Source organism: Methylobacterium sp. Leaf113 (genome assembly GCF_001423325.1).
Taxonomy (GTDB): Bacteria; Pseudomonadota; Alphaproteobacteria; order Rhizobiales; family Beijerinckiaceae; genus Methylobacterium.
In genome coordinates, this window is record NZ_LMNJ01000017.1 from 39,096 (window position 1) to 64,506 (window position 25,411).

At 65.3% G+C, this 25,411-nt stretch carries 19 protein-coding genes and 1 pseudogene; 6 read left to right on the plus strand and 14 right to left on the minus strand.

The window, feature by feature from the left end:
* Positions 1-30: 30 nt before the first annotated feature.
* From ASF60_RS12615 to ASF60_RS24450, 5 genes are all read right to left on the minus strand, one after another.
* Positions 31-1,077, minus strand: coding sequence for a glycosyltransferase (locus tag ASF60_RS12615; protein ID WP_244478409.1), 1,047 nt, complete (start codon positions 1,075-1,077; stop codon positions 31-33).
* 77 nt (positions 1,078-1,154) lie between these two features.
* Positions 1,155-3,254 carry a glycosyltransferase gene (locus ASF60_RS12620; RefSeq protein ID WP_244478410.1) on the minus strand — a complete coding sequence of 700 codons (2,100 nt, stop codon included), beginning with the start codon at positions 3,252-3,254 and terminating at the stop codon, positions 1,155-1,157.
* 577 nt (positions 3,255-3,831) lie between these two features.
* Complete coding sequence (locus ASF60_RS12625) at positions 3,832-4,515, minus strand: type 1 glutamine amidotransferase domain-containing protein (RefSeq protein WP_056185062.1); 684 nt, start codon at positions 4,513-4,515, stop codon at positions 3,832-3,834.
* A gap of 284 nt (positions 4,516-4,799) precedes the next feature.
* Positions 4,800-5,402: a TetR/AcrR family transcriptional regulator gene (locus ASF60_RS12630; protein ID WP_056185065.1), complete on the minus strand. Its 603-nt coding sequence runs from the start codon at positions 5,400-5,402 to the stop codon at positions 4,800-4,802.
* Positions 5,403-5,732: 330 nt separating this feature from the next.
* Entirely contained in the window at positions 5,733-6,071 is a 339-nt protein-coding gene (locus tag ASF60_RS24450; protein WP_156634071.1) for a hypothetical protein, read from the minus strand.
* A gap of 194 nt (positions 6,072-6,265) precedes the next feature.
* On the opposite strand from ASF60_RS24450, the gene ASF60_RS12635 reads away from it, so the two are divergent.
* Positions 6,266-6,859: a PAS domain-containing protein gene (locus ASF60_RS12635; protein WP_056185068.1), complete on the plus strand. Its 594-nt coding sequence runs from the start codon at positions 6,266-6,268 to the stop codon at positions 6,857-6,859.
* A 236-nt stretch (positions 6,860-7,095) separates the two neighbouring features.
* Here the strand turns inward: ASF60_RS12635 and ASF60_RS23720 are convergent, their stop codons facing one another.
* Positions 7,096-7,662, minus strand: coding sequence for a PAS domain-containing protein (locus tag ASF60_RS23720; protein WP_210168778.1), 567 nt, complete (start codon positions 7,660-7,662; stop codon positions 7,096-7,098).
* A 202-nt stretch (positions 7,663-7,864) separates the two neighbouring features.
* On the opposite strand from ASF60_RS23720, the gene ASF60_RS24455 reads away from it, so the two are divergent.
* The gene (locus tag ASF60_RS24455) at positions 7,865-8,206 is read left to right on the plus strand and encodes a hypothetical protein (protein WP_156634073.1); all 342 of its coding nucleotides are present in this window, start codon (positions 7,865-7,867) and stop codon (positions 8,204-8,206) included.
* A gap of 186 nt (positions 8,207-8,392) precedes the next feature.
* Positions 8,393-8,596 (plus strand): hypothetical protein, encoded by a 204-nt coding sequence (locus ASF60_RS12640; RefSeq protein WP_056185071.1) that lies wholly within the window; start codon positions 8,393-8,395, stop codon positions 8,594-8,596.
* A 55-nt stretch (positions 8,597-8,651) separates the two neighbouring features.
* On the opposite strand, the gene ASF60_RS12645 is transcribed toward ASF60_RS12640, so the two are convergent.
* The gene (locus ASF60_RS12645) at positions 8,652-9,002 is read right to left on the minus strand and encodes a hypothetical protein (RefSeq protein ID WP_056185073.1); all 351 of its coding nucleotides are present in this window, start codon (positions 9,000-9,002) and stop codon (positions 8,652-8,654) included.
* Between the two features lie 176 nt (positions 9,003-9,178).
* Here ASF60_RS12645 and ASF60_RS12650 point away from each other — a divergent pair, with 176 nt between their 5' ends.
* The gene (locus ASF60_RS12650) at positions 9,179-9,787 is read left to right on the plus strand and encodes a PAS domain-containing protein (protein ID WP_162241313.1); all 609 of its coding nucleotides are present in this window, start codon (positions 9,179-9,181) and stop codon (positions 9,785-9,787) included.
* 117 nt (positions 9,788-9,904) lie between these two features.
* Here the strand turns inward: ASF60_RS12650 and ASF60_RS12655 are convergent, their stop codons facing one another.
* The 6 genes and pseudogenes from ASF60_RS12655 to ASF60_RS26190 form a co-directional block, all read right to left on the minus strand.
* On the minus strand, positions 9,905-10,909 hold the full coding sequence (locus tag ASF60_RS12655; RefSeq protein ID WP_162241314.1) for a TadE/TadG family type IV pilus assembly protein: 1,005 nt from the start codon (positions 10,907-10,909) through the stop codon (positions 9,905-9,907).
* A 10-nt stretch (positions 10,910-10,919) separates the two neighbouring features.
* Complete coding sequence (locus tag ASF60_RS12660; RefSeq protein ID WP_056185082.1) at positions 10,920-11,450, minus strand: TadE/TadG family type IV pilus assembly protein; 531 nt, start codon at positions 11,448-11,450, stop codon at positions 10,920-10,922.
* Entirely contained in the window at positions 11,450-11,986 is a 537-nt protein-coding gene (locus tag ASF60_RS12665; RefSeq protein WP_082507932.1) for a TadE/TadG family type IV pilus assembly protein, read from the minus strand. Before ASF60_RS12665 ends, ASF60_RS12660 begins: the two co-directional genes overlap by 1 nt.
* Before the next feature lie 62 nt (positions 11,987-12,048).
* Positions 12,049-12,435 carry a hypothetical protein gene (locus ASF60_RS12670; protein ID WP_056185088.1) on the minus strand — a complete coding sequence of 129 codons (387 nt, stop codon included), beginning with the start codon at positions 12,433-12,435 and terminating at the stop codon, positions 12,049-12,051.
* 201 nt (positions 12,436-12,636) lie between these two features.
* The coding region (locus tag ASF60_RS25290) for an Ig-like domain-containing protein (protein ID WP_210168779.1) at positions 12,637-14,779 on the minus strand (2,143 nt) is incomplete at its 5' end.
* A gap of 3 nt (positions 14,780-14,782) precedes the next feature.
* A pseudogene (locus ASF60_RS26190) lies at positions 14,783-21,162 on the minus strand (Ig-like domain-containing protein); the annotation flags it as partial.
* 333 nt (positions 21,163-21,495) lie between these two features.
* On the opposite strand from ASF60_RS26190, the gene ASF60_RS12680 reads away from it, so the two are divergent.
* Positions 21,496-23,262, plus strand: coding sequence for a type I secretion system permease/ATPase (locus tag ASF60_RS12680; RefSeq protein ID WP_056185094.1), 1,767 nt, complete (start codon positions 21,496-21,498; stop codon positions 23,260-23,262).
* Between the two features lie 11 nt (positions 23,263-23,273).
* Positions 23,274-24,629, plus strand: a complete 1,356-nt coding sequence (locus tag ASF60_RS12685; protein ID WP_156634080.1) for an HlyD family type I secretion periplasmic adaptor subunit — start codon at positions 23,274-23,276, stop codon at positions 24,627-24,629.
* A 117-nt stretch (positions 24,630-24,746) separates the two neighbouring features.
* Here the strand turns inward: ASF60_RS12685 and ASF60_RS12690 are convergent, their stop codons facing one another.
* Positions 24,747-25,136, minus strand: coding sequence for a helix-turn-helix domain-containing protein (locus tag ASF60_RS12690; RefSeq protein WP_056185095.1), 390 nt, complete (start codon positions 25,134-25,136; stop codon positions 24,747-24,749).
* Between the last annotated feature and the right edge of the window lie 275 nt (positions 25,137-25,411).

Consider the following 25,411-nt stretch of genomic DNA (forward strand, 5'->3'; position numbering starts at 1 on the left):
AAGCCTAGTGCCTGTGTACAAAGTGTTGCCTCATGTCAGACCCTTTCTGCCGTGCTGAATGAGCGCGTCTCTGGCATTCTGATAGGCGGTGGCTCCCTGTTTGAGGAAGGCTGAGAAGTGAACCGCGTCCTGGGCGGCAAGGCCGTTCCAGCTCGCGACGTTCGCACGCGATATCGATGGGACGGCAGCAAAGTCTTTGGAGCTGATCCAGCTCAGAATCGCCGAGGCAGCTTTTTCGGGTTGAGTTGTGTCGATCAGAAGGCCGGAACGTCCCAACACCTCGGAGAAGACGGGTCCCGAGGGTGCGGCGATCGGCAGGCCACCGTGCTGTACTTCGAGCAATGGCAGTCCGAGCCCCTCTGCTTTTGAGGTCGAGAGAAGCAGGTGGCATTGAGCCGCCACGCGCCGGACCTCGGCGTCGTCGCAGTATCCATGTAACGTGAGGAATGGCGGTCGCGCTCCCAGGAAGGCATGGTCCCCCCACCCGACCCGGCCGACCACGTGGAGTTCGGCTGGTATGCCGGATGCATTCAGCGCCGCCGTGATGGCGATGGCCGCGGGGTAATCCTTGCGCGGTTCGATCGTGCCGATCGCAAGAATCCTAATCGGGGAGCCGGCTTCATAGGGTGGCCGCGCGAACAGGTCGCTCAACCCGAAGACGTCGTGAACGGGAGGTCTCAGGAGGGCGACCAGGGCTCGGCGCGAGCAGACCGCTCGTACCGCTTCGCCCGTGGTCCGTGAATTGACCAGGAAGGTGCGTCCGAACCGCAGGGCGAACGCGAAGCTCGGTGCCATGTAGAGCCGGCTTTTCCAGCTTAGATCCTCGGGTCGGGTGAGCAGGAAGGTGTCGTGGACATAGGTGATGCAGCGCTGCCGGTGCAGCGCGACGAAGGGGCTTGGCGGGAAACCTGGGAAGATGAACAGCGCGGAGCGGTCGCGAAGCATCCGGATCGGAAATCCGAGTTGCTGGGCGGCGATCATCCCGGCCAGGCCGGTGGAGCGGATCAATGTGACGGGATGTGGCTGCAGCGTCTCTGGACGGAACAGGTCGATGGCGACGCGCTCGATGCCGGTCACGTGCCCACGGAGATGCGTGTGATCCACGTAAATCCGGCATGCTGAATCGTCCATTGGCGGTGCGTCCAACGGCGGAGTCATCGTGACGCCGGCCTGGATCCGCGATGGTCGAGGGCCATGCGCAGAATCGCCGCGATATAGAGGACCCAGCGTAGCCAGAGCGGCATCTCGCGTCCCAGCACAGCCTGTTTCATGCGTCGCACGAACCGAACGAGTGGGGATGAGAGCGCCGGGATCGTCCCCACCCGCCCCATCGCAGGGATCTCGGCCATTGCGAACTGCGATAGCGTTTGAAGGGTAAACCGAAGACGCGCTGCGCCAGCCGAAGGCGGCAGGATATGACGCGCGACAAGGATGTCGTTCAATCGCATAGCTGCCGCGGCGTGGCTGTTTCGGCTTTCCAGGGCGATGCGTCCGAGGAACCCGAGTTGCCGGCGCGCCGGTACATCGGCGATCAGATCGCGGAGCGCGGCTTCCAAGGCGATGGGTGCCACCGGAGCCAGACGTCCGGATATGCGGTCGATCACGGCCGTCGCGAGGCCGGTCGCATCGTAGCTGACTGTCGGAGTGCCACAGAGACCGGCTTCGACGGCCGTCTGCCCGAAAGTCTCCTGCCGGCTCGCGGTGATGTAGAGGTCGCACGCCCCGTACCAGCGCGCCAGCACCGTCTCTTCGTTGATCGGGCCGGCCACGATGAGGTTCGGAATGTCGAGAGATGCCGGGTCGTCGAGGCGGCCGACGGCGACGAAGCTGAGCCCCGGCCGTGCGATCCGTCGCAGGAGCGCGGCGAGTTCGGAGGTCCCCTTGCCGGGTGCATCGGCGATGGCGGCTGCGAACATCACCAGCACGTTCTCGAGCGGCAGCCTGAGCTGACGGCGGAGTCCTTGGCGATCCTGCGGCCGGAAAACGCCGGTCGGGAAGGCGAGATCGATCCGTGCGATCGGTGTGGTCTCCGGGGCGAGGTCACGGGCGGCCGCCTCGGTCCAGTCCGAGGCGGCGAGGAGGAGGGGCGCTGAGGCTTCGGCGAGGATCGCGTGTTTCTCGGCATAGACCCCGGCGATCCGGCTCCGCGCCAGTTGCGGATAGGCGGTGGGGGAGGGACAGCGAGCATCGCAACCCTCCGGAAGGATGGGGCAGCCGGAGGGCGAGGCGCATCGCCCTGAGAGCGGAAACAGGTCGTGGAGCACGAGAGCGACCGGGATTCGCTGTCCCAGGCGGCGCAGGATCGTGGTGCGCCGGGTCGCGCCGTGGAGGTTGCCGGCCAGGATCAGATCGTAGCCGCCCGTGAGCAGCCGGCGCTCCGTGTTGGGGAAGGCCTCGACCCATTCCGCGGCAGCGGGAGGCGATTCCGCCGTCAGTTGGTGGTCGCTGACACGGTGACCTGCGAGGGCGAGCGCGTCGGCGAGGCGCCTGTGGGCGATGCCGGCTCCGCCGCTATAGCCCTGGTCGGTCAGGATCGCCACGGAGAGGCCAGGCGCCATCGGTGGCGGAACATGGTCCGGTTCGCATTGCAACAGGACCGGGCGGCCGATGCGGTCGAAGCGGGCGCCGTGGCGGACCAGATGGGGCCAGAGCGCCACGACGGGGTCGGGGGCGGCCGGTTCGAGGCCGCCGGCGCGGTGGACCAGAGTTCGGGAGAGCAGGACCTCGCCGCCGCGGAAGGGCGCCAGGGGGCCTTCCGGAGGATTGGGGTCGGCGAGGGGGCCGGGTGCCGCCGCGAGGGCATCGAGCCCGAGGGGGGCTTCGTCGAAGACGATCCGCAGGCCGGCGACCACGTCGGCGCCGGTCAGGGCGAGGTGCAGGCCCAGGGCGAGCAGGGCGCCCGGCGCCAGCAGGTCACCGGGACGGAGCAGCAGCAGGGCCTCGGCAGAGGCATCGGATACGAGGCCCGGCAGCCGCGCCGCCGCCTCGTCCGGCGAGACCACGTCGTGGCACCAGTCCGGATAATCCTGAGCGTTGACAGAGGCTTGGGTGGCGAGCCAAGCGGGGCCGGCAGCTTGGCCGAGGGTGATGATGCGAAGGCGCGGCCACGGGCGGCCGTCCGGCAGGGGAACACGATCGGCAGGCTGCGACGTCCGGAACGGCCAGTCCGCAACCCCGTGGGCGGCCGGCCCGAAGCGAGCGGCAGCGGCGTCCAGGTCGGTCTTCGCGACCGCGTTGTCAGGCCGTCCGGTCACGCTGCGTCGATCATCCATCCGGTCCCACGGCATCTTTGCGGGCCAAGCCGAGGATGTGCGGGAACCCTGAATCTTCCGTGAGCACGCCTCGGTATACACCAGGGTCGCGTCGCGGTCGCGGGAGAAAGGACCGCGTCGGCGGTGACACGCACCCCGCCATACACAATACCACCCGGCTGCGTGCCGCAGTCTGACGCAAAAACCTTCATCGGACCCGCGACAGGAATTGACGGACCTGGCGAGCGGGACGGCTGCAATGGCAGGGCCGAATCGGTCCGTGGGTTCGGCTGTCGGCCCAGCGTCGCCGAATCGGATTGTCGACAGGTTTGAGTGGCAAGATATCGGCGTGGAAATCCTACGTCGCGAACGGGTCAGCCTTCCGCCCTCACGATGTCCATGCCGATCGTCGTTGCCCGGGACACGGTGTCCGGACCCCGCACCGCGGTGCCGAGGTCGGTGCAGAGGCTCGGGGTTCAGCGAGGTCGCCGATGCAGGATCGTCGCCCGGGCTCGGCCGGGCGACGATCCTGGGTTGGGCGGACGGTCGGGTGCGGGCGCCGACGAGGGCGCCCGCGTCCTCAGCGATGTGCGAGGTGGGCGACGAGACGCTCGGCGGCGGGGCCGGAGGAGGCCGGGTTCTGGCCGGTGATGAGCAGGCCGTCCGTCACGACGAAGGGTCCCCAATCGGCCCCCTTGGCGTAGAGGCCTCCGTTCCGCTTGAGCTCGTCTTCGACCAGGAACGGAACCACCTGGGTGAGGCCGACGGCCTCCTCCTCGGTGTTCGTGAAGCCGGTGACGGTCCGGCCTTCGACGAGGGGCTTCCCGTCGGGACCCTTGGCGTGGCGCAGGACGCCGGGGGCGTGACAAACCAGGGCCACGGGTTTGCCGGCCCCGAGCGTCGTCTCGATCAGTCCGATCGAGGCGGGGTCCTCGGCGAGGTCCCAGAGGGGCCCGTGACCGCCAGGATAGAAGACGGCGTCGAAGCCCTCGTGGCCGACGGCATCGAGCCGGCCCGTCTCGGCCAGCACCGCCATGGCCGCCGCGTCGGCTTCGAATCGCCGCGTCGTGTCGGTCTGGAAGCTCGGCTCGGCGCTCTTCGGATCGAGCGGCGGGCGGCCGCCCTCGGGCGACACCAGGACGATCTCCGCCCCCGCATCCTTGAACACGTAATAGGGGGCCGCGAGTTCCTCCAGCCAGAAGCCGGTCTTCCGACCCGTGTCGCCGAGGCGGTCGTGTGAGGTCAGGACCATCAGGATCTTCATCGTCGTTCTCCGGGTCTTTCGCTTGGGTGAGAAGAAGGTTTTCGATACCGGGTCGGTCGCCGGGTCGACGGACTTCGCCGGGTTCGGGAGGGCTGAGCGGCGTATCGTGCGTTTGCGATGCGTCCCGCGTCTGGATCTCGCGTCAGCGCCATTTGTCGGGGGCAGGATTCTCGGTTCGCGCCGCCCACCTCCTCGAACCAGGTCCTGCGGAGTTCAGTAGACCGGTCGTCTTTTTCCTGGGCCTGGGAATGGGGGTGTCCTCGATCTCGTTGCAACGCGATGGCTCAGGGCGAGGCGAGGCCAAGGATGCGTCGGGTCGTCCCCATGGCAGCCCCGAACGGTGCGTCGGTCCGAACGATCTTGGCCATCAGGCTCGCACCGAGCCAGACGTGGTACAGATCCTCGGCGGTCGTATGCGGTTCGCTCTCGACCGTGAGCGAGCCTTCCGCCACGCCTGCCGCGATGGATTGCGACAGCCGTGCGATGATCGAGGCCGTGCCGTCCTTCAGGGCGAGGCGCATCGGCTCGGACAGGTCCGAGACTTCTGCCGCAAGCTTCACCGCGAGGCACTTGCGCCGGTCGTCGATGCTCCCCTGTGTCGCCTGCCATGTCCGCCAATAGTTCATCAGGCGCTCGGCATGGTTCAGCCCCGGCTCCGCCAGTGTGATGTCGAGGTCGGCAAGATAGGTTTCGAAGTAGTCCGCCAGGAGGGCTTCGCCGAAAGCTTCCTTAGAGCCGAAGTAGTGGTAGAACGACCCCTTCGGCACGCCGGCCGAGGTCAGGATCTCGTTGAGCCCGACTCCGGAGAAGCCCTTCGCGCCGACGAGGCCATAGGCGGTGTCGAGGATCCCCCGACGGGTGTCGGTCTGTGCGGTGACGCGTCCCATGACCGTAAGATAGTCCGAATTAGACCGGTCGTCTAGTGGCGATTGGGTCTTTTTGTCGGGGACATCACCGGAGCGTATGCCCGACAATCCTGCGGCGTTCGGAGATCATCGCGGAACGTTTCATCGCGGGGGCCTGCTTCGACCACATCGTATCGGCAAGACCCGTTTCGATGTCTGAACAGGGCGGGCGATTGCCGGCTCGGGCTCGATGTCGGAATGACCATCGGTTACCTCATCGTGCGCAGCGCCTGATCCACGCTTCGTCCCCGAGCGGCATCCGGAGCCGAGGGCATCCCTTGCGGCGTCGCGCTGCGGCCTCGAACAACTGCGTTAGGGTGCGAGGCGACCGGTCGAGCTGACGCCCGCATCACGGACGATCTGAAGGCATCGACGGCGCTGCTCGGGATCGGCGATTCGGCAGTAGGCGTCGAGCAGTTCGAGGCATTCACGGCTGAGGGCGACGTCGTAGCCTTCGACCGGCATACCCGCTCCCAGCCCGCCAGAAACCGAACGTGGTACTGTGCTGAACGCGTCTGGCGAGATGCCGAGCTTCTCTGCAATCTGCTCCTGAAGCAGCCGTTTGCGGTTCGATGGAAGAAGTTTGCCTTCCGAACTTGCATCAGAAGAGGCGGACGAAGTGGCGTCGACGAGGTTCAGCTTACGGTCCACGTCCTGTCCCCAATCGTCTGCCCATGAGCTTGAGGCCTACATGCCACAGGCCAAAGTGTATGCAAACGCGTGGCCGTATCGTGTCGGGAGAGCGGGAAACACTTTATCCTGTGTTAACCAGCCGTAAAAATGCCTCATGATTCAGTGAACGGAGGAATTGACGCGGGTTGGAGGCGAGAGTGGGACGAGGTCAGTTGGGTGGCGCGAAGGTTTCGCAGGTCGGACTGCAGGATGCGATCGACGCCACGGACGTGATCGGCCGTTGGGATTGGGATATTCCCAATGACCGGGCCTTTTCAGATCCGACCGTTGCCCTGCTGTTCGGCGTCGACCCCGCTTTGGCAAAAGTCGGGACTCCCCTCGCTCGGTTCATGAGCGGAATGCATTCTGAAGATCGCGATCCGACACATCGCCTGATCGAACGATGCGCCAAGGCTGGGCGCTCATATCTGGCGGAATACCGGGTTTGTTCGGCCGACGGAAATCTGCGCTGGGTCCTTGCACGCGGTCGATTCGCGCTCAGCCAAACCGGCGCTCCACTGCGAGGCAGCGGGATCCTGATCGACGTGACACAGAAGTGGTTTGACCAGGCAGATCACGCCTCGGCTGCGGTCCTGCATTCCGATCACCCTCTGGAACGCGCAGCCGAGCACTGCTTGGCTGCCCACAAGGCCATCAATGAATTGCCCCGGTCGGTTCTCCACCTGCTGAGCGACGCACTCCTGCTGGAAGTCGGCAGCCAACTGGCGAAGCTCGAGGGCGATCAGCGCCGTGCGCGCATGAACTGATCGACCGCTGGCGCTACCAGCGCCGAAAGCGATCGAAAACCTGTGCGGAATGGGTTGCGACGCACGAGAACAGGGCGCCGGCGCGTCCGAGGTCGGTCCTGCCACATCCGCTTTGCGAACTGCTCCGGCGGGCGGAAGTCTTGTTTGCAGACGGGACAACCGACCGGCCAGCGAGGGACCTCGATTCGGTGCTCGAAGGATCTCGCCCCGCTGCAACCGGCTCAAGGACCTCCGGGCTAATTCATTGCACCGCGACGTCGTTCGTCCGTGAGTTTGGAGAGCGCACGCCCAACCTCCAGCAGCAGCATATCGCTCATCCGGTGTAGGAGGGGCTCGGGATACTCATGAATCGCTTCACGGGCCGCAAGGCAATGCTCTGCCGCGCGTTCCAAGGGGTGCTGAGCCTGACAACTCGCATCAGTACCTCTCGCATGATCACCGAGGCGAGATTGTGTGATGTCGATCAGCACACCGCTACCACGCTGAGGCCGTCCTGCCTCGTCTAATGCGATGCGTCCACGATCCAGAACCCAGCGTACCACACCGTCGGCCGAGCAAACTCGGTACTCGAACGCGCAGCAAAGGCCCGTTTCAGTGCTCAGTTTGATCTCGCGAATAAACCGCTCGCGGTCCTCCGGATGAACGCCGGCGAGGAACGTACCGAGAGAGGTGCCCGCTTCGGTCTCAGCGGGGTTGATGTTGAAGACAAGTGCTACGAGGGCGTCGGCATAGACGCGATCATTCGGAACGTCATATTCCCAGCGTCCGATAATATCGGATGCGTCAAGCGCCTGTTGCAGCATGATTTGCGACACCAGGGTCTCACGCGTTTGAAATCGCCCCACTCGCATCTCCGTGGTCGGATACAATGTGATGTTGCAGCATAATAAGAAAAAAACTAGCGAAAGCTATCCTCATCAAAATCTCGATGCGACATAAAAAGCTGTATGGTATCCTCCATGAAAGCGTTCGAGATGCGGTTTTGGGTTGTGGTGGAGAAGCGCCATGGGCCGTAAGCTGAGCCCGGCTGAAGCCGATGCGTTTACAAAAAACATCACGCGCTTGCCGGATCAGGAGGCGGAGGCTTCACCCTCGTATGGCTCGACCCTTCAATCCCGCATTGCAGATGCGCTCGGTCTGTCCGTATCAGACCTTTTCGATCGAGAGGCTCCCGACAATCAGGTTCCAGACGCCGGTCCTGGCGGGCCACCGGCCGAGACGGCGTTGAGCCGAGACTGTGCCGATCTAGTCGCGGTTTTCGCGCGTGTCGAAGACCCGGAAGAGCGCCAGCGCCTCCTGAGGATGGTTCGGGACGCGGTTGAAAGGAACAAGAACGGGAAGCTCTGAGGTCGAGCATTCGGTATCGGAAGTAAGCCTTTGAAACACGCGATTGAAATTGGTGATCGATTATATAATTTTACATCGCGTTCATATTAAGACACATCAATGAAACGCCCTTCCTTGCAACAGAATGGCAGCGTGCAACTTCGTTCTCTGTCTTTTGTTATCACGCTGAAGCAGGCTTGATCCTCAATGGAATACGACGAACGTTTCGAGGCCATGGCGGACGCATGCCTCAAAGCTCATGAAGCGGTCGCCGAGACAGGTACCCCGGCGATGCGCGCCATGACACGCGCCTTGCTGTGGCAGGTTGCACAGGAACTCGCTCAGAAAGACGAGCGCCGCAAAATGATGGACCGTTATGATGAGGCATCGGCGGAACGGCTGGACGCGTGATCGCCAGCGTGAGATCAATGCGGCGACGTACTTTTAACCGGCTACCGTCGAGCCATCATGCTTCTTCCACCGGGCCCTCGTCTGCCGAGGCAGATGCCACGTCGCGAACGGCTTGAAGGCATCGACGGCGTTGCTCAACATCTGTGATGCGGATGTACGCGTCGAGCAGTTCCAGGCACTCGCGGCTCAAGGCGGTGTCGGTCGACTGAAACGGGTTGGACGCGCTGTGCACGGCGTTCGGGGTTTCGCCTGGGTCCCGCAGCTCGGCGGCGGATATTCCGAGCTGTTGCGCGATGCGATTCTGAAGGTCCTGCCTCAGGTCGGACATGACTTGGACTGGTCCGTCGACGTCTGACTCGGGTGAGAAAGACCTTGCTCCCTCGCTGGCATCGAGCTTGCGGTCCATCGCTCATCCCCAGTTGCATACAAAATTTGGCACCGTCGATTTAGCTGACCGGACGCTCGAACGCGATGGTGCAAAAAGACCAGTACGAGGTGTGAACCTGATTTCATATGTTAATATTTTGTTTTTCAGTTTCGGTGCCAAGTTATGTCGGAGATTCACGAGGCCAGGATCATCTGATGGCGCGGCGGGATACATGCGCGGCTGAAACCCCACAGATCGCGCTACAAGACGCCATGGATGCGTCGGATATGATCGGGCGCTGGGAATGGGATATTCCCAATGACCGGTTGTTTGCCGATGCGACCGTTGCTCTGCTTTCGAGTGTCGACCCTTCGGTGGCGCGCGGTGGAGCTCCGCTGAGTCTGTTCCTGAAAGCCGTTCATCCTGAAGATCGGGTGAAAACGGCCGAGATCATCGCCAGAAGCGCGCTGTCGGGGCGCTCCTACGTGCATGAGTATCGCATTCATTCAGCCGACGGCGCCCTGCGCTGGGTTTTGGCACGCGGTCGCATCGAGTTGGATGAAACGGGCCAGCCCCGCCGCGGCTCCGGCTTCCTGATCGACGTGACTGAACATCACGCCGATGAAGCCGCTTGTTCCGCCGGGTTACCGGATCTCTCAGAGCATCCGTTGGAGGAGGCGGCCGAGCATTGCCTCGCGGCCCGTCAGGCCGTCCAGAAGCTCGCCGATCCTCTCCTGGAGAACATGACCAACATGCTTCTGCTGGAGCTTGGGCGACGCCTCTCGAAACTGGAACGTGATCAGCGCCGCGCGCGCATGAACTGATCGTCGGATCGAGCCGCTATCTCCCGACCAGCGCGCGCCTCCGCGGCGTTTGATATGCGTCGCCTTTCTTCAAAAGGATGTCGGGACGGTAAGCCGTCCTCCGCCGACCCTCAAACGTCACCGGGTCAAGACCACGGTGTTCGTGGCGCCCACGCCCGAAGGGGTGCTGGGACAGGTTACGTTGAACACGGCATCGTTGTAGTCCTTGTCGTCGACCAACCCGCCCATATCATTCCATTTGTAAGTGATTTTCCGGCCCGGCGTCTGATTGCAGTTGACCGTTGCATTGCTCGGGGCGCCCAACGAGCAGAAGCCGTTACTCAGTAACCCGCCCTGCGTCGTCGTCTGAAGACTGCAGTTGAACAGCTGCAGCGCATAGGCGGCGGATGACGGGGGAACGAGGTGCGAATAGAAGATGTGGCTGCTCCCCGGAGCGGCGCCATAGCCGTTGCGGCCATAGCTCGAGATCCCACCGGTCACGTTCTTCAGAGCGAACCCGATCTTCTGGCCGGTTCCGATGACGGCGGAAATATCCTTGGAACTGCTCCCTGCCGTGTTGGAAAATAGTAAGTTCAGATCGCTGTTGCTTGGAATTCCGTTGTTGGCTGGCACGACGTACCAGTAGATACTGTTCGCGTCGGCGGAATTGCTGGCGAAGCTCGACAGTGAGAACGCCAGCTTGTAGCCGGCACTGCGGGCCTCCGACAGGACCGTGACGGCAGTCTCGCTCGACACCATCGAGAGGATGGAATTCGGGACCCGCGCTTCAGCCGCCACGGCCACGCTGTAGACGGCCGCGCTCGCCGTGCTCGGCGTTGCGGTGAAGGTCACATTCGCTGCGGAGGGCATCCGCGCGATGGCGTTGGCCATGAAACGCGTCGCGGTCGCCTGAGCGGTCGAACTTGTCGTGGCCGATACGTAGACGGACGCGCCCGCCAAGGCGGCGCTGTCGGCCGCCGCCTGAAGCTCGGATCGGAGCTGGACCGCCCGCATCATGTCGAGCCCGCCGCCCGCAATCAGCAGAACGGGAACGAGCATGACCCCGAACCAGACCGCAAACGTGCCCCTGCAATCCGTCAGGAAACGGCAAGGCGTGTCGCGTGGCGAGGAAGCGACCGGCATCCGCATGCTCTCAACTGCCGTAGGTCACCGCCGTGCCGGAACGCGGGCGCGCCAGGGCGGAAACCGAGAAGGTCACGTTCAACGCAAGGGGAAAGGTCAGGGGTGATGCGTAACGAAAGCTCGCCTTGACAACGATCGCGCTGTCTCCGGAACTGGTCGTGACGGGCGCGGCATCGCTCGCGGCAGTGGCGATCGCCGAGACGATGCCGCAGCTGGTGTTCGTCCAGTCGACCTTCCGAACCGTGTTGAGGTAACTCACGCTCGCAACCGATGCCGCAAAGCCCGCGGTATCGAGGGGCAGCAGCGAGAGCTTGGCACCCTTGCAGTAATCCGCGACGTCCGAGGCCGTGACGCTCGCCTGCTGCGAAACGAGATCCGCCAGGTTGCGCGTGGCAGCAACGGCGAGCATCCGTGCCCGCGCCAGTGCGAAGACCTGGAAACTCCCGAGCATCGCGATCAAAATGAACGGAGCGATCAGGGCGAACTCGACGGCGCCGACGCCGGCTTCGTCAGACCGGTACCGCCTCGCCAAGGCGCGCATCAGTAGGGCTCGTTCTGAAACGACAAGGTCGTCAACAACAGAACATGCGTGTCGAAGCCTGCGCCCTTCAACATCCCCGATAGCGGCGCCTTGCTATAGCCGATCTGGAGAATAACGTCGGACCCGGAGCTGCCGGAATTGAAGCCGGTCTTGCTCAATCCCCCGGCGCTGGTCGATGTCGCGGGCGAGAGGCTGGCAAAGCTCGTACCCGACTGAACATAATAGACGATCTTGTCGCAAGGAATGACGGGAGACGCCTTCGCGCAGATCGCGGCCTTGAAGGTCGCCTCGTTCACCGACCCGATCCGGAGCAGCCGGCTCGCATCACGCGCCGCGTTGTCGAGGGTACTGAGCATCAGCAGGCACAGACCAACCTCGATCCAGGCGAGAACCATCGCCAGGAAGCACGGCGTGATCATCGCGACCTCGACGGCTGTCGCCGCGCGCGTGTCGCGGATGAAGTCAGCCCATAGCCGGCACCACCGATGTGATCCGGAGCGTGTTCGACGGGACGGGGCGTCGCATGGGCGATCCATCTGCGCTCTCCCAGCTCGACAAGCCCCGTCGCGGCGACCGACCGGGATCCGCGTGCCGATGTTCACTCGGAATGGGCGAATCGCGCCGGAGCCGGATCGGACGGCGTCGGGGCAAACGTAGAGCTGTAGAGCAGCTCGTGCTGCCCCAGCAGCGTCAGGATCTGCGCGCGCAAGCCCGCATAGGAGTCCTGCATCTGGCGGAAATTCGCGTTGGTGGCCGTCTGCATATCACTCAAACGGTCGAGATCGTCCGTCTGGCTCTCCGCTTCGAGGAGACGGCTGCTCTCCCGTAACGCCAGAGTTCGCACCTGACGTTCGATGGCCTTCAAGGCCGCGACCTGTCCAGCAATGTAGTCCTGCGCATCCATCAGCTGCTCTACGCTTCTTTGGATGGTTCGCCGGAACTGCACCACATCCGGCACGGAGATCAAATCGTTGGCGGGGATCATGAGGGCAAGACCTCGATCTGCTGCTGTTCGGCTCTCAAACCCGGTGAAGCGGGGCTCGCCAGGCGGTACGGCTGCCCTGATGAGGCTTGGCCCCCGGGCGGTGTTCTTGTGACGTCACGGAACGCTGGGTTCGTCCCGTCCGGCCAAAGCATGACCGGTGGAGCCCGCGACGATTCTCGCGGGCTCCGTTCTTGCGGGATCTCAGACCGGGAGGCGGCCTTCCTTCATGCCGAACTCAAGGAAGTGTTGCAGGGGATCCCAGCCGGCGGCGGCGACATCCGGGTTGGCTTCGAGGTAGGCGTTCGTGTGAAAGCCGGGTCCCGGATCGCGGCCCTCGTGCCATCCATACTCCTGGTAATGGATCAAGGGATTGGCCCCATTCGCGGCGACGTCGGGGTTCGCGGCCAGGTAGGCGGCCGGATCGAACAGCTCGTTGGGGGCTCGCCCTTCCTTGGCACCGAAGTCGAGGTAGTGCTGGAAGGCGTAGTCCCCCGGCTGAACGCCCGTCGCTGACCGTGCGGCGGCAGCGACGTCGGGATTGTGTCCCAGGTAGAACTCAACATCGAAGTCTCCCACAAGAGTCGGAGAACTTTCACCTTCGTACACGCTACGACCTTCCCGCTGGCCATGCTGAAGGTAATGCTCCAGGGCATTGGCACCCGCCGCCTTCACGTCCGGATTCAGAGACAGATACGTCTCAGGTGCGAAATCCGAACCCGGACTCCGGCCTTCCCGTTCGCCGTAGTTGAAGTAATGCTCCAGGGGATTGACGCCGGCCGCCGCCACGTCGGGATTTTCGGCCAAATACTCGCGCGTATGGAAGTAGGCGTTCGGATCACGTCCCTCGCGCCAGCCAAACGTCTCGTAATGGGTGTCGGCATCGACGTGGGCCCTCCACACATCCAGGTTGTTCGACAGGTACCAGACATCATCCACGAGTGAGTGGCCGTCGTTCTCCTGGATCGTACCATCCGTGAAGTGGAGCGTTCCGATACCACTGATGTCGTGATGCACGCCCTCCGGGTCCGTCAGGACGAGAGACTCGCCAGCCAAGGTGACGTGAGCATCGACGAAGGCGAAGCCAAACGTTGCCGCGGCAGCTGGAGCGACCCCTTGAAGAGAGACGCTGAGGGACGCCGAGTTCGACAGACCTTGTTCGTCCGAGACCGTGTAGGTGAAGATCTCAGTTCTGGTTTGCGCGCTGTTCCCGACGTTGTTGGCTCCGATGGCTTGATAGCTGTAGTGACCGTCTGCGGAGATCTGGAGAGTTCCATGGTCGGACACGACCGTGGCGGTACCCGTCGTCGGAACCTCAGCGGTCACGCCGTTTGCAAAGCGCACTGACGTCACGTGCAGGACATCGCCAGCATTGGGGTCAGTGTCGTTGGCGAGGACGTTGCCGGTCACCGCTGGTGCGTGCGTCACCGTCGAGATCGCCTCCGACACCGCCTGCGGGGCGACATTTCCGGGGCTGGTCGCATCGATCGTCATAGCGATGCGGCTCGTACTCGGCCCCACGTTGCCAGCCGCATCGATGATGTCGGCCGTCAATACGGTGTTCCCATCCGCCAGCGGGGCGGTGGGCGTGAAGGTGAAGCGTCCGTCGGTCCCGACCAGCGCCGTGCCGAGCACGGTGCCGTCAGACGAGATGGTGATGGTGGCGCCGGCCTCGGCCGTACCCGTGATGGTCGGGGTGGTGTCGKTGGTGGGCGTCAGGGCGTCSAACACCGGTGCGCCCGGCGGCGTGAGGTCGATGACCAGGGGGGTCGCTGCGGAGGCGGGCGAGGCGTTGCCCGCCGCATCCACGGCGACCGCCGTGAGGCTGGCCGTGCCCTCGGGCAGAGCGGCCGGCGTCAGGCTGAAGCTGCCATCGGCAGCGGCSACGGTCGAGCCGATCTGGGTCGTGCCGTTCGAGACGATGACGGTCGAACCCGGCTCGGCCGTGCCGGTGATGGTCGGGGTGGTCGAGCCGATCTGGGTCGTGCCGTTCGAGACGATGACGGTCGAACCCGGCTCGGCCGTGCCGGTGATGGTCGGGGTGGTGTCGTTGGTCGGTGCCAGTGCATCCAGCACCGGGGCCGTGGGAGGCGTGGTGTCCCCGTTGCCCGGCGTGGCGGTGACCACGAGGGTGACCGGGGTGGAGCCCGCCCCCACATTGCCGGCCGCATCGGCGGCATTGCCCGTCAGGACGTTGTTGCCGTCCGCCAGCGGGATGGTCGGCGTGAAGGTGAAGCGTCCGTCGGTGCCGGCGAGCGCCGTGCCGAGCACGGTGCCGTTGTCGGAGATGGTGACGGTGGTGCCGGCCTCGGCCGTACCCGTGATGGTCGGGGTGGTGTCGTTGGTGNNNACCAGGGGGGTCGCTGCGGAGGCGGGCGAGGCGTTGCCCGCCGCATCCACGGCGACCGCCGTGAGGCTGGCCGTGCCCTCGGGCAGAGCGGCCGGCGTCAGGCTGAAGCTGCCATCGGCAGCGGCCACGGTCGAGCCGATCTGGGTCGTGCCGTTCGAGACGATGACGGTCGAACCCGGCTCGGCCGTGCCGGTGATGGTCGGGGTGGTGTCGTTGGTCACGGTCGAGCCGATCTGGGTCGTGCCGTTCGAGACGATGACGGTCGAACCCGGCTCGGCCGTGCCGGTGATGGTCGGGGTGGTGTCGTTGGTCGGTGCCACGAAGGCGGTGATGCTTGGAGCGTTTGGCGCAACGCTGTCGATGGTCAGAGCGACCGCAGCAGAGGGCGCCGAGACGTTGCCGGCGAGATCCTGTGCGGTGACGGTGATGCTGTTGGTGCCCTGAGCCAGGTCGGCGACTGGGGTATAGCTGAACACGCCGTTCGCGCCGGCGGTGGCGGTGCCCAGAACGGTGCCGTTGTCCGAGAGGGTGACGGTCGAACCCGCCTCGGCCGTGCCCGTGATGGTCGGGGTGGCGTCGGTGGTGAGGCCGGCCGCGGTGGTGATCACCGGTGCGCCGGGAGCGACGCTGTCGATGGTGAGAGCCACGGCGGTCGACGGTGCCGAGACGTTGCCGGCGAGATCCTGCGCCGTGACGGTGATGCTGCTGGCACCCTGAGCCAGATCGGCGGCCGGGGTGAAGCTGAAGACGCCGTTCGTGTCGGCGACGGTGGCGCCCAGCACGATGCCGTTATCCGAGATGGTCACGATCGAACCGGCCTCGGCCGTGCCCGTGATGGTCGGGGTGGCGTCGTTGGTGAGGCCGGGTGCGATGGTGAGGGTCGGCGCAGCCAGGGCGAGGCTGTCGATGGTGAGAGCGACCGCGGCCGAAGGCGCCGAGACGTTGCCGGCGAGATCCTGTGCGGTGACGGTGACGCTGTTGGCGCCCTGAGCAAGGTTGGCGGCCGGGGTGAAGTTGAACGCGCCGCTGGTGTCGGCGACGGCGGTGCCCAGAACAAGGCCGTTGTCCGAGATGGTCACCGTCGAACCGGCTTCGGCCGTGCCCGTGATGGTCGGGGTGGCGTCGTTGGTGAGGCCGGCTGCGCTTGTGATGACCGGTGCGTCGGGGGCGAGGCTGTCGATGGTGAGAGCCACGGAAGCCGAGGGCGTGGAGACGTTGCCGGCCGGACCCCGTGCGGTGGCGGTCAGGAGGTTGCTGCCTTCCGTGAGCGGGGTGGTGGGGGTGAAGCTGAACACGCCGTTCGCGCCGGCCAGCGCCGTCCCCAGCAAAATGCCATTGTCCGAGATGGTCACCGTCGAGCCGGCCTCGGCCGTGCCCGTGATGGTCGGAGTGGCGTCGTTGATGAGGCCGGCCGGGGTGGTGATCACCGGTGCGCCGGGAGCGACGCTGTCGATGGTGAGAGCCACGGCAGAGGGCGCCGAGACGTTGCCGGCGAGATCCTGAGCCGTGACGGTGACGCTGTTGGCACCCTGAGCCAGATCGGTGGCGGGCGTGAAGCTGAAGACGCCGTTCGCGTCGGCGACGGTGGTGCCCAGAACGATGCCGTTGTCCGAGATGGTCACGGTCGAACCGGCCTCGGCCGTGCCCGTGATGGTCGGGGTGGCGTCGTTGGTGAGGCCGGCGACGGTTGTGATGACCGGTGCGTCGGGGGCGAGGCTGTCGATGGTGAGCGCCACGGCAGCAGAGGCTGCCGAGACGTTGCCGGCGAGATCCCGTGCGGTGACGGTGAAGCTGTTGGCACCCTGAGCCAGATCGGTGGCCGGGGTGAAGCTGAACGCGCCGTTCGTGTTGGCCAGGGCGGTGCCCAGCACGATGCCGTTATCCGAGATGGTCACCGTCGAACCGACCTCGGCCGTGCCCGTGATGGTCGGGGTGGCGTCGTTGGTCAGGCCGGGCGCTGTGGTGAGGGTTGGCGCATCAGGCGCAACACTGTCGATGGTGAGAGCCACGGCGACAGAGGTTGGCGACACGTTGCCGACGAGATCCTGCGCGGTGGCGGTCAGGACATTGCTGCCTGCCGTGAGTGGGATGTTGGGTGTGAAGCTGAAGCCCCCGTTCATGCCAGCGACGGCCGTGCCGATCAGGATGCCGTTGTCCAAGATGGTGACGGTGGCACCGGCCTCGGCCGTGCCCGTGATGGTTGGGGTCGTGTCGTTCGTGGGGCCTGCAAACGCTGTGATGCGCGGAGCGAGAGGAGCCACCGTGTCGACCAGCACCGTCACGGGTGCGGCCGGCGAGGCGGAGCCGCCGAGGGGCGTTGCCGTGACCTCCAGCGCATTGGTGCCGTCCGCCAGCGGAACCGTGAGAGTCACGCTGAAGAGACCGCCGGGACCAGCGGTGCCGACGCCGACCGCGCTCCCGTTGCTGGTGATCGTAATCAGGTCGCCAGCCAGGGCCGTACCGGTGATGACGGGCGTGTCGTCGTTGGTCGGCGCCACGTAGTTGACGAGTGGGGCGCCGGGCACCCTCGTGTCGATGACGACCGGCGTCACGACCGAGGGAGCCGACAGATTGCCGGCGCCATCCTGCGCCGTGGCGGTGAGGTTGGCAGGTCCGTTCGGCAGAGGCACCGTCGGAGTCAGGCTGAAGCTGCCATCGGCGGCGGCGATGACGGTACCCAGCACGAGTGCGTCGCTACGGACCGTGACAGTCGCCCCTGCCTCGGCCGTGCCCGTGATGGTCGGGGTGGCGTCGGCGATGGTGCCTGCAAAGGCGGTGATGGTCGGCGCACCGGGCGCAACGCTGTCGATGGTCAGAGCCACGGCAGCAGAGGGCGCCGAGACGTTGCCGGCGAGATCGCGCGCGGTGACGGTGACGGTGTTGACACCCTGGGCCAGGTCTGCGGCCGGGGTGAAGCTGAAGAGCCCGTTCGTGTCAGCCACGGCGGTGCCCAGCACGGTGCCGTTGTCCGAGAGGGTGACGGTGGAACCTGCCTCGGCCGTGCCCGTGATGGTCGGGGTGGCGTCGGGGGTGAGACCGGCCGCTGTGGTGATCACCGGTACGCCGGGAGTGAGGCTGTCGATGGTGAGAGCGACGGCGGCGGAGGCTGCCGAGACGTTGCCGGCGAGATCGCGGGCGGTGACGGTGACGGTGTTGACACCCTGGGCCAGGTCTGCGGCCGGGGTGAAGCTGAAGATGCCGTTCGTTCCGGCCACGGCCGTGCCGAGCACGGTCCCGTTGTTCGAGATGGTGACGGTGGCGCCGGCCTCGGCCGTGCCGGTGATGGTCGGGGTGGCGTCGTTGGTGAGGCCGGGCGCGATGGTGATCACCGGCGCACCGGGGGCGAGGCTGTCGATGGTGAGAGCCACGGCGGCAGAAGGCACCGAGACGTTGCCGGCGAGATCCCGCGCGGTCACGGTCAGAACATTGCTACCCTGGACCAGATCGGCCGCCGGGGTGAAGCTGAACACGCCGTTCGTGTCGGCCACGGCCGTGCCGAGCACGATGCCGTTATCCGAGATGGTGACGGTGGCGCCCGCCTCGGCCGTTCCTGTGATGGTCGGAGTGGCGTCGGGGGTGAGACCGGGCGCTGTGGTGATGGTTGGCGCGCCGGGGGCGAGGCTGTCGACGGTCAGAGTCACGGCGGCAGAGGGTGTCGAGACGTTGCCGGCAAGATCGCGCGCGGTCACGGTCAGAAGGTTGGGACCCTGGACCAGATCGGCCGCCGGGGTGAAGCTGAAGAGGCCGTTGGGTCCGGCCACGGCGGTGCCCAGCACGATGCCGTTATCCGAGATGGTGACGGTGGCACCGGCCTCGGCCGTGCCCGTGATGGTCGGAGTGGCATCGTTGGTGAGGCCGGCTGCGGTGGTGATCACCGGCGCACCGGGGGCGAGGCTGTCGATGGTGAGAGCCACGGCGGCGGAGGGCGCCGAAACGTTGCCGGCAAGATCGCGTGCGGTCACGGTCAGAAGGTTGGGGCCCTGGACCAGATCGGCCGCCGGGGCGAAGCTGAAGACGCCGTTGAGGCCGGCCACGGCGGTGCCGATCACGGTGCCGTTGTTCGAGATGGTCACCGTCGAACCGGCCTCGGCCGTGCCGGTGATGGTCGGGGTGGCATCGTTGGTGAGGCCGGCCGCGGTGGTGATCACCGGCGCACCGGGGGCGAGGCTGTCGATGGTCAGAGCCACGGCAGCCGAGGGCGCCGAGATGCTGCCGGCGAGATCGCGTGCCGTGACGGTGATGCTGTTGGCACCCTGGACCAGATCGGCCGCCGGGGTGAAGCTGAACACGCCGTTGGGTCCGGCCACGGCGGTGCCCAGAACGGTTCCGTTGTTCGAGATGGTGACGGTGGCGCCGACCTCGGCCGTACCCGTGATGGTTGGGGTGGCGTCGTTGGTGAGGCCGGCGGCGGTGGTGATCACCGGTGCGCTGGGGGCGACGCTGTCGATGGTGAGAGCCACGGCGGCGGAGGGCGCCGAAACGTTGCCGGCAAGATCGCGTGCGGTGACGGTGAAGCTGTTGGGACCCTGAACAAGGTCGGCGCCCGGGGTGAAGCTGAACACGCCGTTCGGTCCGGCCACGGCGGTGCCGAGCACGATGCCGTTGTCCGAGATGGTGACGGTGGCGCCGGCTTCGGCCGTACCCGTGATGGTCGGGGTGGCGTCGTTGGTGAGGCCGGCGGCGGTGGTGATCACCGGGGCGCCGGGGGCGACACTATCGATGGTGAGAGCGACAGCGGCAGAGGGCGCCGAGATGTTGCCGGCGAGATCGCGGGCGGTCACGGTCAGGACGTTGCTACCCTGACCCAGGTTGGCGCCCGGGGTGAAGCTGAACACGCCGTTCGGTCCGGCCACGGCGGTGCCGAGCACGGTGCCGTTATCCGAGATGGTCACCGTCGAACCGGCCTCGGCCGTGCCCGTGATGGTCGGGGTGGCGTCGTTGGTGATCCCTGCTGGCGTTGTGATCACCGGTGCGCCGGGGGCGACGCTGTCGATGATGAGAGCGACGGCGGCGGAGGCTGCCGAGACGTTGCCGGCGAGATCGCGCGCGGTGACGGTGAAGCTGTTGGCACCCTGAACAAGGTCGGCGCCCGGGGTGAAGCTGAACACGCCGTTCGGTCCCGCCACGGCGGTGCCGAGCACGATGCCGTTGTCCGAGATGGTGACGGTGGCGCCGGCCTCGGCCGTGCCCGTGATGGTCGGGGTGGCGTCCGTGGTGAGCCCTGCTGCCGTTGTGATGACCGGGGCGCCGGGGGCGACGCTGTCGATGGTGAGAGCGACAGCGGCAGAGGGCGCCGAGATGTTGCCGGCGAGATCGCGGGCGGTCACGGTCAGGACGTTGCTACCCTGACCCAGGTCGGCGCCCGGGGTGAAGCTGAACACGCCGTCCGGTCCGGTCACGGCGGTGCCGAGCACGACGCCGTTGTCCGAGATGGTGACGGTGGCACCGGCCTCGGCCGTGCCCGTGATGGTCGGGGTGGCGTCGGTGGTGAGGCCGGCGGCGGTGGTGATCACCGGTACGCCGGGGGCAACGCTGTCGATGGTGAGAATGACGGCGGTGGATGATGCCGAGACGTTGCCGGCGAGATCGCGTGCGGTCGCGGTGAAGCTGTTGGCACCCTGAGCCAGGTTGGCGGCCGGAGTGAAGCTGAACACGCCGTTCGGTCCAGCGACGACCGAGTCCAGCACCGTGCCGTTGATCGAGATGGTGACGGTCGAACCCGCCTCGGCCGTGCCTACGATGGTCGGGGTGGCGTCGTTGGTGAGCCCAGCTGCGGTTGTGATGGTTGGCGTACCGGGCGCAACCGTATCGATCGTCAAGGCAACATCGTCGATTCCAAAACCGAGCTGTCCAAGTGAAACATCTAGAACGCTCCCTCTGAACACCCTGACTTCAGTCAGGTTTTGCCATGCGGAGCTGAACTGATACCGAGTCTCCCCCAGGAGCAGGCCGAGACTGACCAGGTCCCCGGAGGCAGCCGAAACAACCTCGACGCCGTTTCTGTATCCGACGAAGACAACACCGGATAAAACACTCAAATCTGCTCTGATCGACAAAGCATTTAAATCGAATAATGTCCCGGTTTGGCGCGAGATCGACAGATAACCCGAGATTGAGCCGGTTTTCAGGCTCGCATCCGGCTCAAGAAGTTCGCGGTTGACGGCAAGTGTTCCCGTTGTGGCTCCAGAGGCATTCCGCTGAGCATAAACAAATCCATCGATCGTCAGCGAGCTGCCTGATCTGCCGGAGGATGCTTCAAACGTTTGGGTGCTTGCCATAGCTGTTCTCTCTAGGTGCGCCCGCGGATCCACATCCAACGGCTGGTTACACTTCAGACTGGACATGCCTGACGAGGACGCGGTGTCGTTCCCGTCGGCCATTCGCAAATATCAACCTACATACGAACAATTCTCACGCAAGTATGGGTCGGCAGAGCCCGGGTGCGAAAACGACCGGCAGCAGCGGTTCTCGCTTTGCAAGCTTAATGATTGCCTAATGATCCCGATAACGGCAGAAATTCAATCGGATTTCGGGAAGTTTCCGCGGTTCTGACAAGAAAATTTAGGATATTTTTAAGAGCCTGAAGATCGTCTTAGGTGATATGAGGCGCGCAACCAGCCCGAACGACACCCGGCGCGTGGTTCGAACTTAGCGTCAAAGGCGAAAAGCTTCGCCTTACGGCTGATCAGCTTAGAGCAAACAGGCGAACTCCGATGCGACTTCATCAGAATGCGGAGCTGAGAACGGCCCTTCTCCGCTGCCGGCGCGCGTTCTTCGGCGTCGGCGTCATGAGCGGCATCATCAACATCCTGTACCTGACGGGATCGTTCTTCATGCTCGAGGTCTACGACCGGGTCATCCCGGCCCGCTCGATCCCGACGCTCGTCGGGCTCGGCCTGCTGACGCTGACACTGTTTCTGTTCCAGGGGCTCATCGAGACCATCCGGGCGCGGGTCCTGGCCCGGATCGGCAGCTCGCTGGACGAGGCTTTGTCCGGGCGGGTCTTCGACATGGTGGTGCGCCATCCTCTCGAGGCACCGGCCGGCGGAGACGGACTCCTGCCGTTGCGGGACCTCGATCAGATCCGGAATTTCTTTTCGAGCCTCGGACCGACGGCGATCTTCGATCTGCCTTGGATGCCGATCTACCTTGGGATCTGCTTCCTGTTCCATCCGCTGATCGGTATCGCGGGCTTGGCCGGCGCTCTCGTCCTGGCGGCGCTGACCCTGCTGACCGAAATCCTGACCCGCCGGCCCCAGCGTGAAGCCACCCAGCATGGGGCGAGCCGTAACGCCCTCTCCGAGGCCGGGCGCCAGAACGCGGAGGTGCTTCGGGCCATGGGCATGCAGAAGGAGTTCGCGCAGATCTGGAACGCGGAGAATAACGCGTACATGCGGCGTCAGCGGCGCGTCGCCGACATCGCGGCGGGTCTCGGGACCACCTCGAAGATCTTCCGCATGGTGCTGCAATCCGCGGTGCTGGCGCTCGGGGCCTACCTGGTCATTCAGGGGCAGGCCACGGGCGGCATCATCATCGCCTCATCCATCCTCGTTTCGCGGGCGCTGGCACCGGCCGAGATCGCGATCGCCAACTGGAAGGGCTTTGTTGCGGCCCGGCAAGGCTGGGTGCGCCTGCATGACATGCTCGCGCGCTTCACCCCGGACAAACCGGCCCTCGCTCTGCCGGCTCCCGTCAGGTCCCTGACGGTCGAGAACGCATCGATCCTGCCGCCGGGCGGAACGCGTGCGATCGTCACCGACGTCAGCTTCGGCCTCAAGGCGGGCGAGGGCGTCGGCATCATCGGCCCGAGTGCATCCGGCAAATCCACCCTGGCGCGGGCGCTCGTCGGCGTCTGGACGCCGATGCGTGGGGCGATCCGTCTCGACGGCGCCACCCTCGATCAGCGGTCCGGCGGCAGTCTCGGCCGTCACGTCGGCTACCTCCCTCAGGACGTCGAGCTCTTCGCCGGCACCATCGCGTCGAACATCGCGCGGCTGGCGCCGGACCCGAATGCCGAAGCCGTCGTTGCGGCCAGCCGGAGCGCCGGCGTGCACGAGCTGATCCTTCGGCTGCCCGAGGGATACGAGACCCGCATCGGCCCCGGCGGGGCGGGCCTCTCGGCAGGGCAGCGCCAGCGGATCGGCCTCGCGCGCGCACTCTACGGCGATCCTTTCCTGGTCGTTCTCGACGAACCGAACGCCAACCTCGACGAGGCCGGCGAAGCGGCACTCACGCAGGCGCTCCTCGGCGTGCGCATGCGCGGCGGCATCGTCGTCGTCGTCGCTCATCATCCCAGTGTCCTGGCCGCCGTCGATCTCGTGCTGGTCATGGAAGAGGGGCGGGCACGGGCCTTCGGCCGCAAGAACGAGGTGCTGAAGACGAATCTTCGCCCGACGGCTTTTCCCAACGTGCGCGCTCCGAAGCGCACCATCACCGCAACCGCGAATCCGGCCGAGACGAACCTGAAGGCTTCCGCATGACCTCGAGCAGCATGACTCTGAACGGCGTGACGGCTGGGTCGCTGCCGACGCGCGGCGCCGGTCTCCGGCCCTCCGAGGCCGACCAGTCGATCGGCCGGCACTTGACCGTGGTCTCCGGCATCATCGCCGTCCTCGTCTTCGGCATCGGCGGATGGGCGACACTGACCGAGATCCACGGGGCCGTGGTGAGCCCGGGGCAGCTCGTCGTCGAGAGCGACGTCAAGAAGGTCCAGCACCCGACAGGCGGTGTTGTGAGCGAGATTCATGTCCGAGACGGCATGCGGGTCTCCCTCGGGGATGTCCTGATCACGCTGGACGAGACCCAGATCCGCGCCAACCTCGACATCATCCTGAAGGCCATGGACGAATTGACGGCCCGGCGTGCCCGCAACGAGGCGGAGCGCGATGGCCTGACGACGATCGATTTTCCCGACGCGCTGACACGGCGCAGGCGCGAGGAGCCAGCCGTCGCGCAATTGATCGATGGAGAGCGCCGCCTCTTCGAAACGCGCCGATCCGGCCGGGAAGGCCAGAAGGCCCAGCTACAACAACGTATCCTGCAGATCCGCCAGGAAATCACCGGTCTCGCCGAGCAAGCCGCCGCCAAGGCCCGCGAGATCGCCCTCATCGGAGACGAACTCGTCGGTGTGCGCGAGCTGTGGGCGCGGAATCTCGTGGCGGTTTCGCGGGTGACGGCTCTGGAGCGCGATGCGGCTCGCTTGGGCGGCGAGCGCGGGCAACTGGTCGCCGCCCAAGCGCAGGCGAACGGCAAGATTACGGAGACCGAGCTGCAGATCCTTCAGATCGATCAGGACATGCGGAGCGAGACGGGCAAGGAACTTGCCGATATCCGCGGCCGCTGGTCCGAGTTGTCGGAGAAACGCGTCGCCGCCCTCGACCAGTTGAAGCGCACGAATCTGCGTGCGCCTCAGGACGGCGTTGTGCACCAGATGACCGTTCACACGGTGGGTGGCCTGGTCGTCCCGGGCGAGCCCGCGATGCTGATCGTGCCCGATGCGGACACGCTCGCCGTCGAGATGCGCATCCAGCCCCAAGATATCGACAGCATCCACCTCGACCAGAAAGCCGTGCTGCGCTTCGCCGCCTTCAATCAGCGCGTGACGCCGGAGATTGGTGGAATGGTCAGCCGCATCTCCGCGGATGTCAGCCAGGACACGAAGACCGGCATGAGCTACTACACGGCCCGGATTCGTGTGCCCGACACGGAACGGGATCGCCTGGGCAAGGCACGGCTCGTACCCGGCATGCCGGTTGAGAGCTTCATCCAGACCGGAGAACGTTCCGTCCTATCCTACCTCGTCAAACCTCTGACGGACCAGATCGCGAAGGCCTGGCGGGAGCGCTGAACGACCCGTCGCGATGCAGGCCCGAAGGCTTCGTCCTCCAGGCGCGAACGGGACATCACCGGCTGCCCGGTCGCGCCCACGAGCCGCCTTGGACGGCCATGCCGATCATCGGTCCGGTTATTTTCCCGCCTCGATCTCGCATATCACGCGGGCAAGCTCGGAGAGCAGGTACCGGGCGCGCGGGTCCTTGATCTTGTCGAAATGCTCGTTGAACAGAATCCCCTCAGGCGTCGGTGAGGCTTGGCCTCGACGGGCCTCCTTGTCAGGCAAGGCCTCTCCGCTGCGCGTATCGTAGAAGTAGTTCACGTCTACGTTCAGGGCTTGCGCGATTCGCTGAAGCTTGTCTGCTGCGATCCTGCTGCGTCCACTCTCGTATTTCTGGATTTGCTGGAACGTTACACCCAGGCTCTCGCCGAGATTGGCCTGGCTGAGCCCGACCGAGCGGCGCAGTGACTTGATGCGATTGCCGATCGTGTCTGCGCTGCCATCTTTATCTGCGTCTGACATCGTGTGTTACTCGAAAGAAGTCTGGATCACCGAGAGGGGCGCCAGCACGACAAAGTCACGTCGTGCCGTTTGACTGCGCTCATGACACGGATCGTCATCTCGTGCGCGCGACAAGCCCGCGCAATATCGAAGTCCTGGACATGAGTACGAGCGCCCACCGGCGCTGCGACCTGACCGTTCTCGTTCGAACGGCCAGGGTGCGGCGCCGGCGGACAGATTCCACCAAGGACGTGGCGGGGATCGCGCGCCACCTGTGTGCCATCGTCTGCTTATCA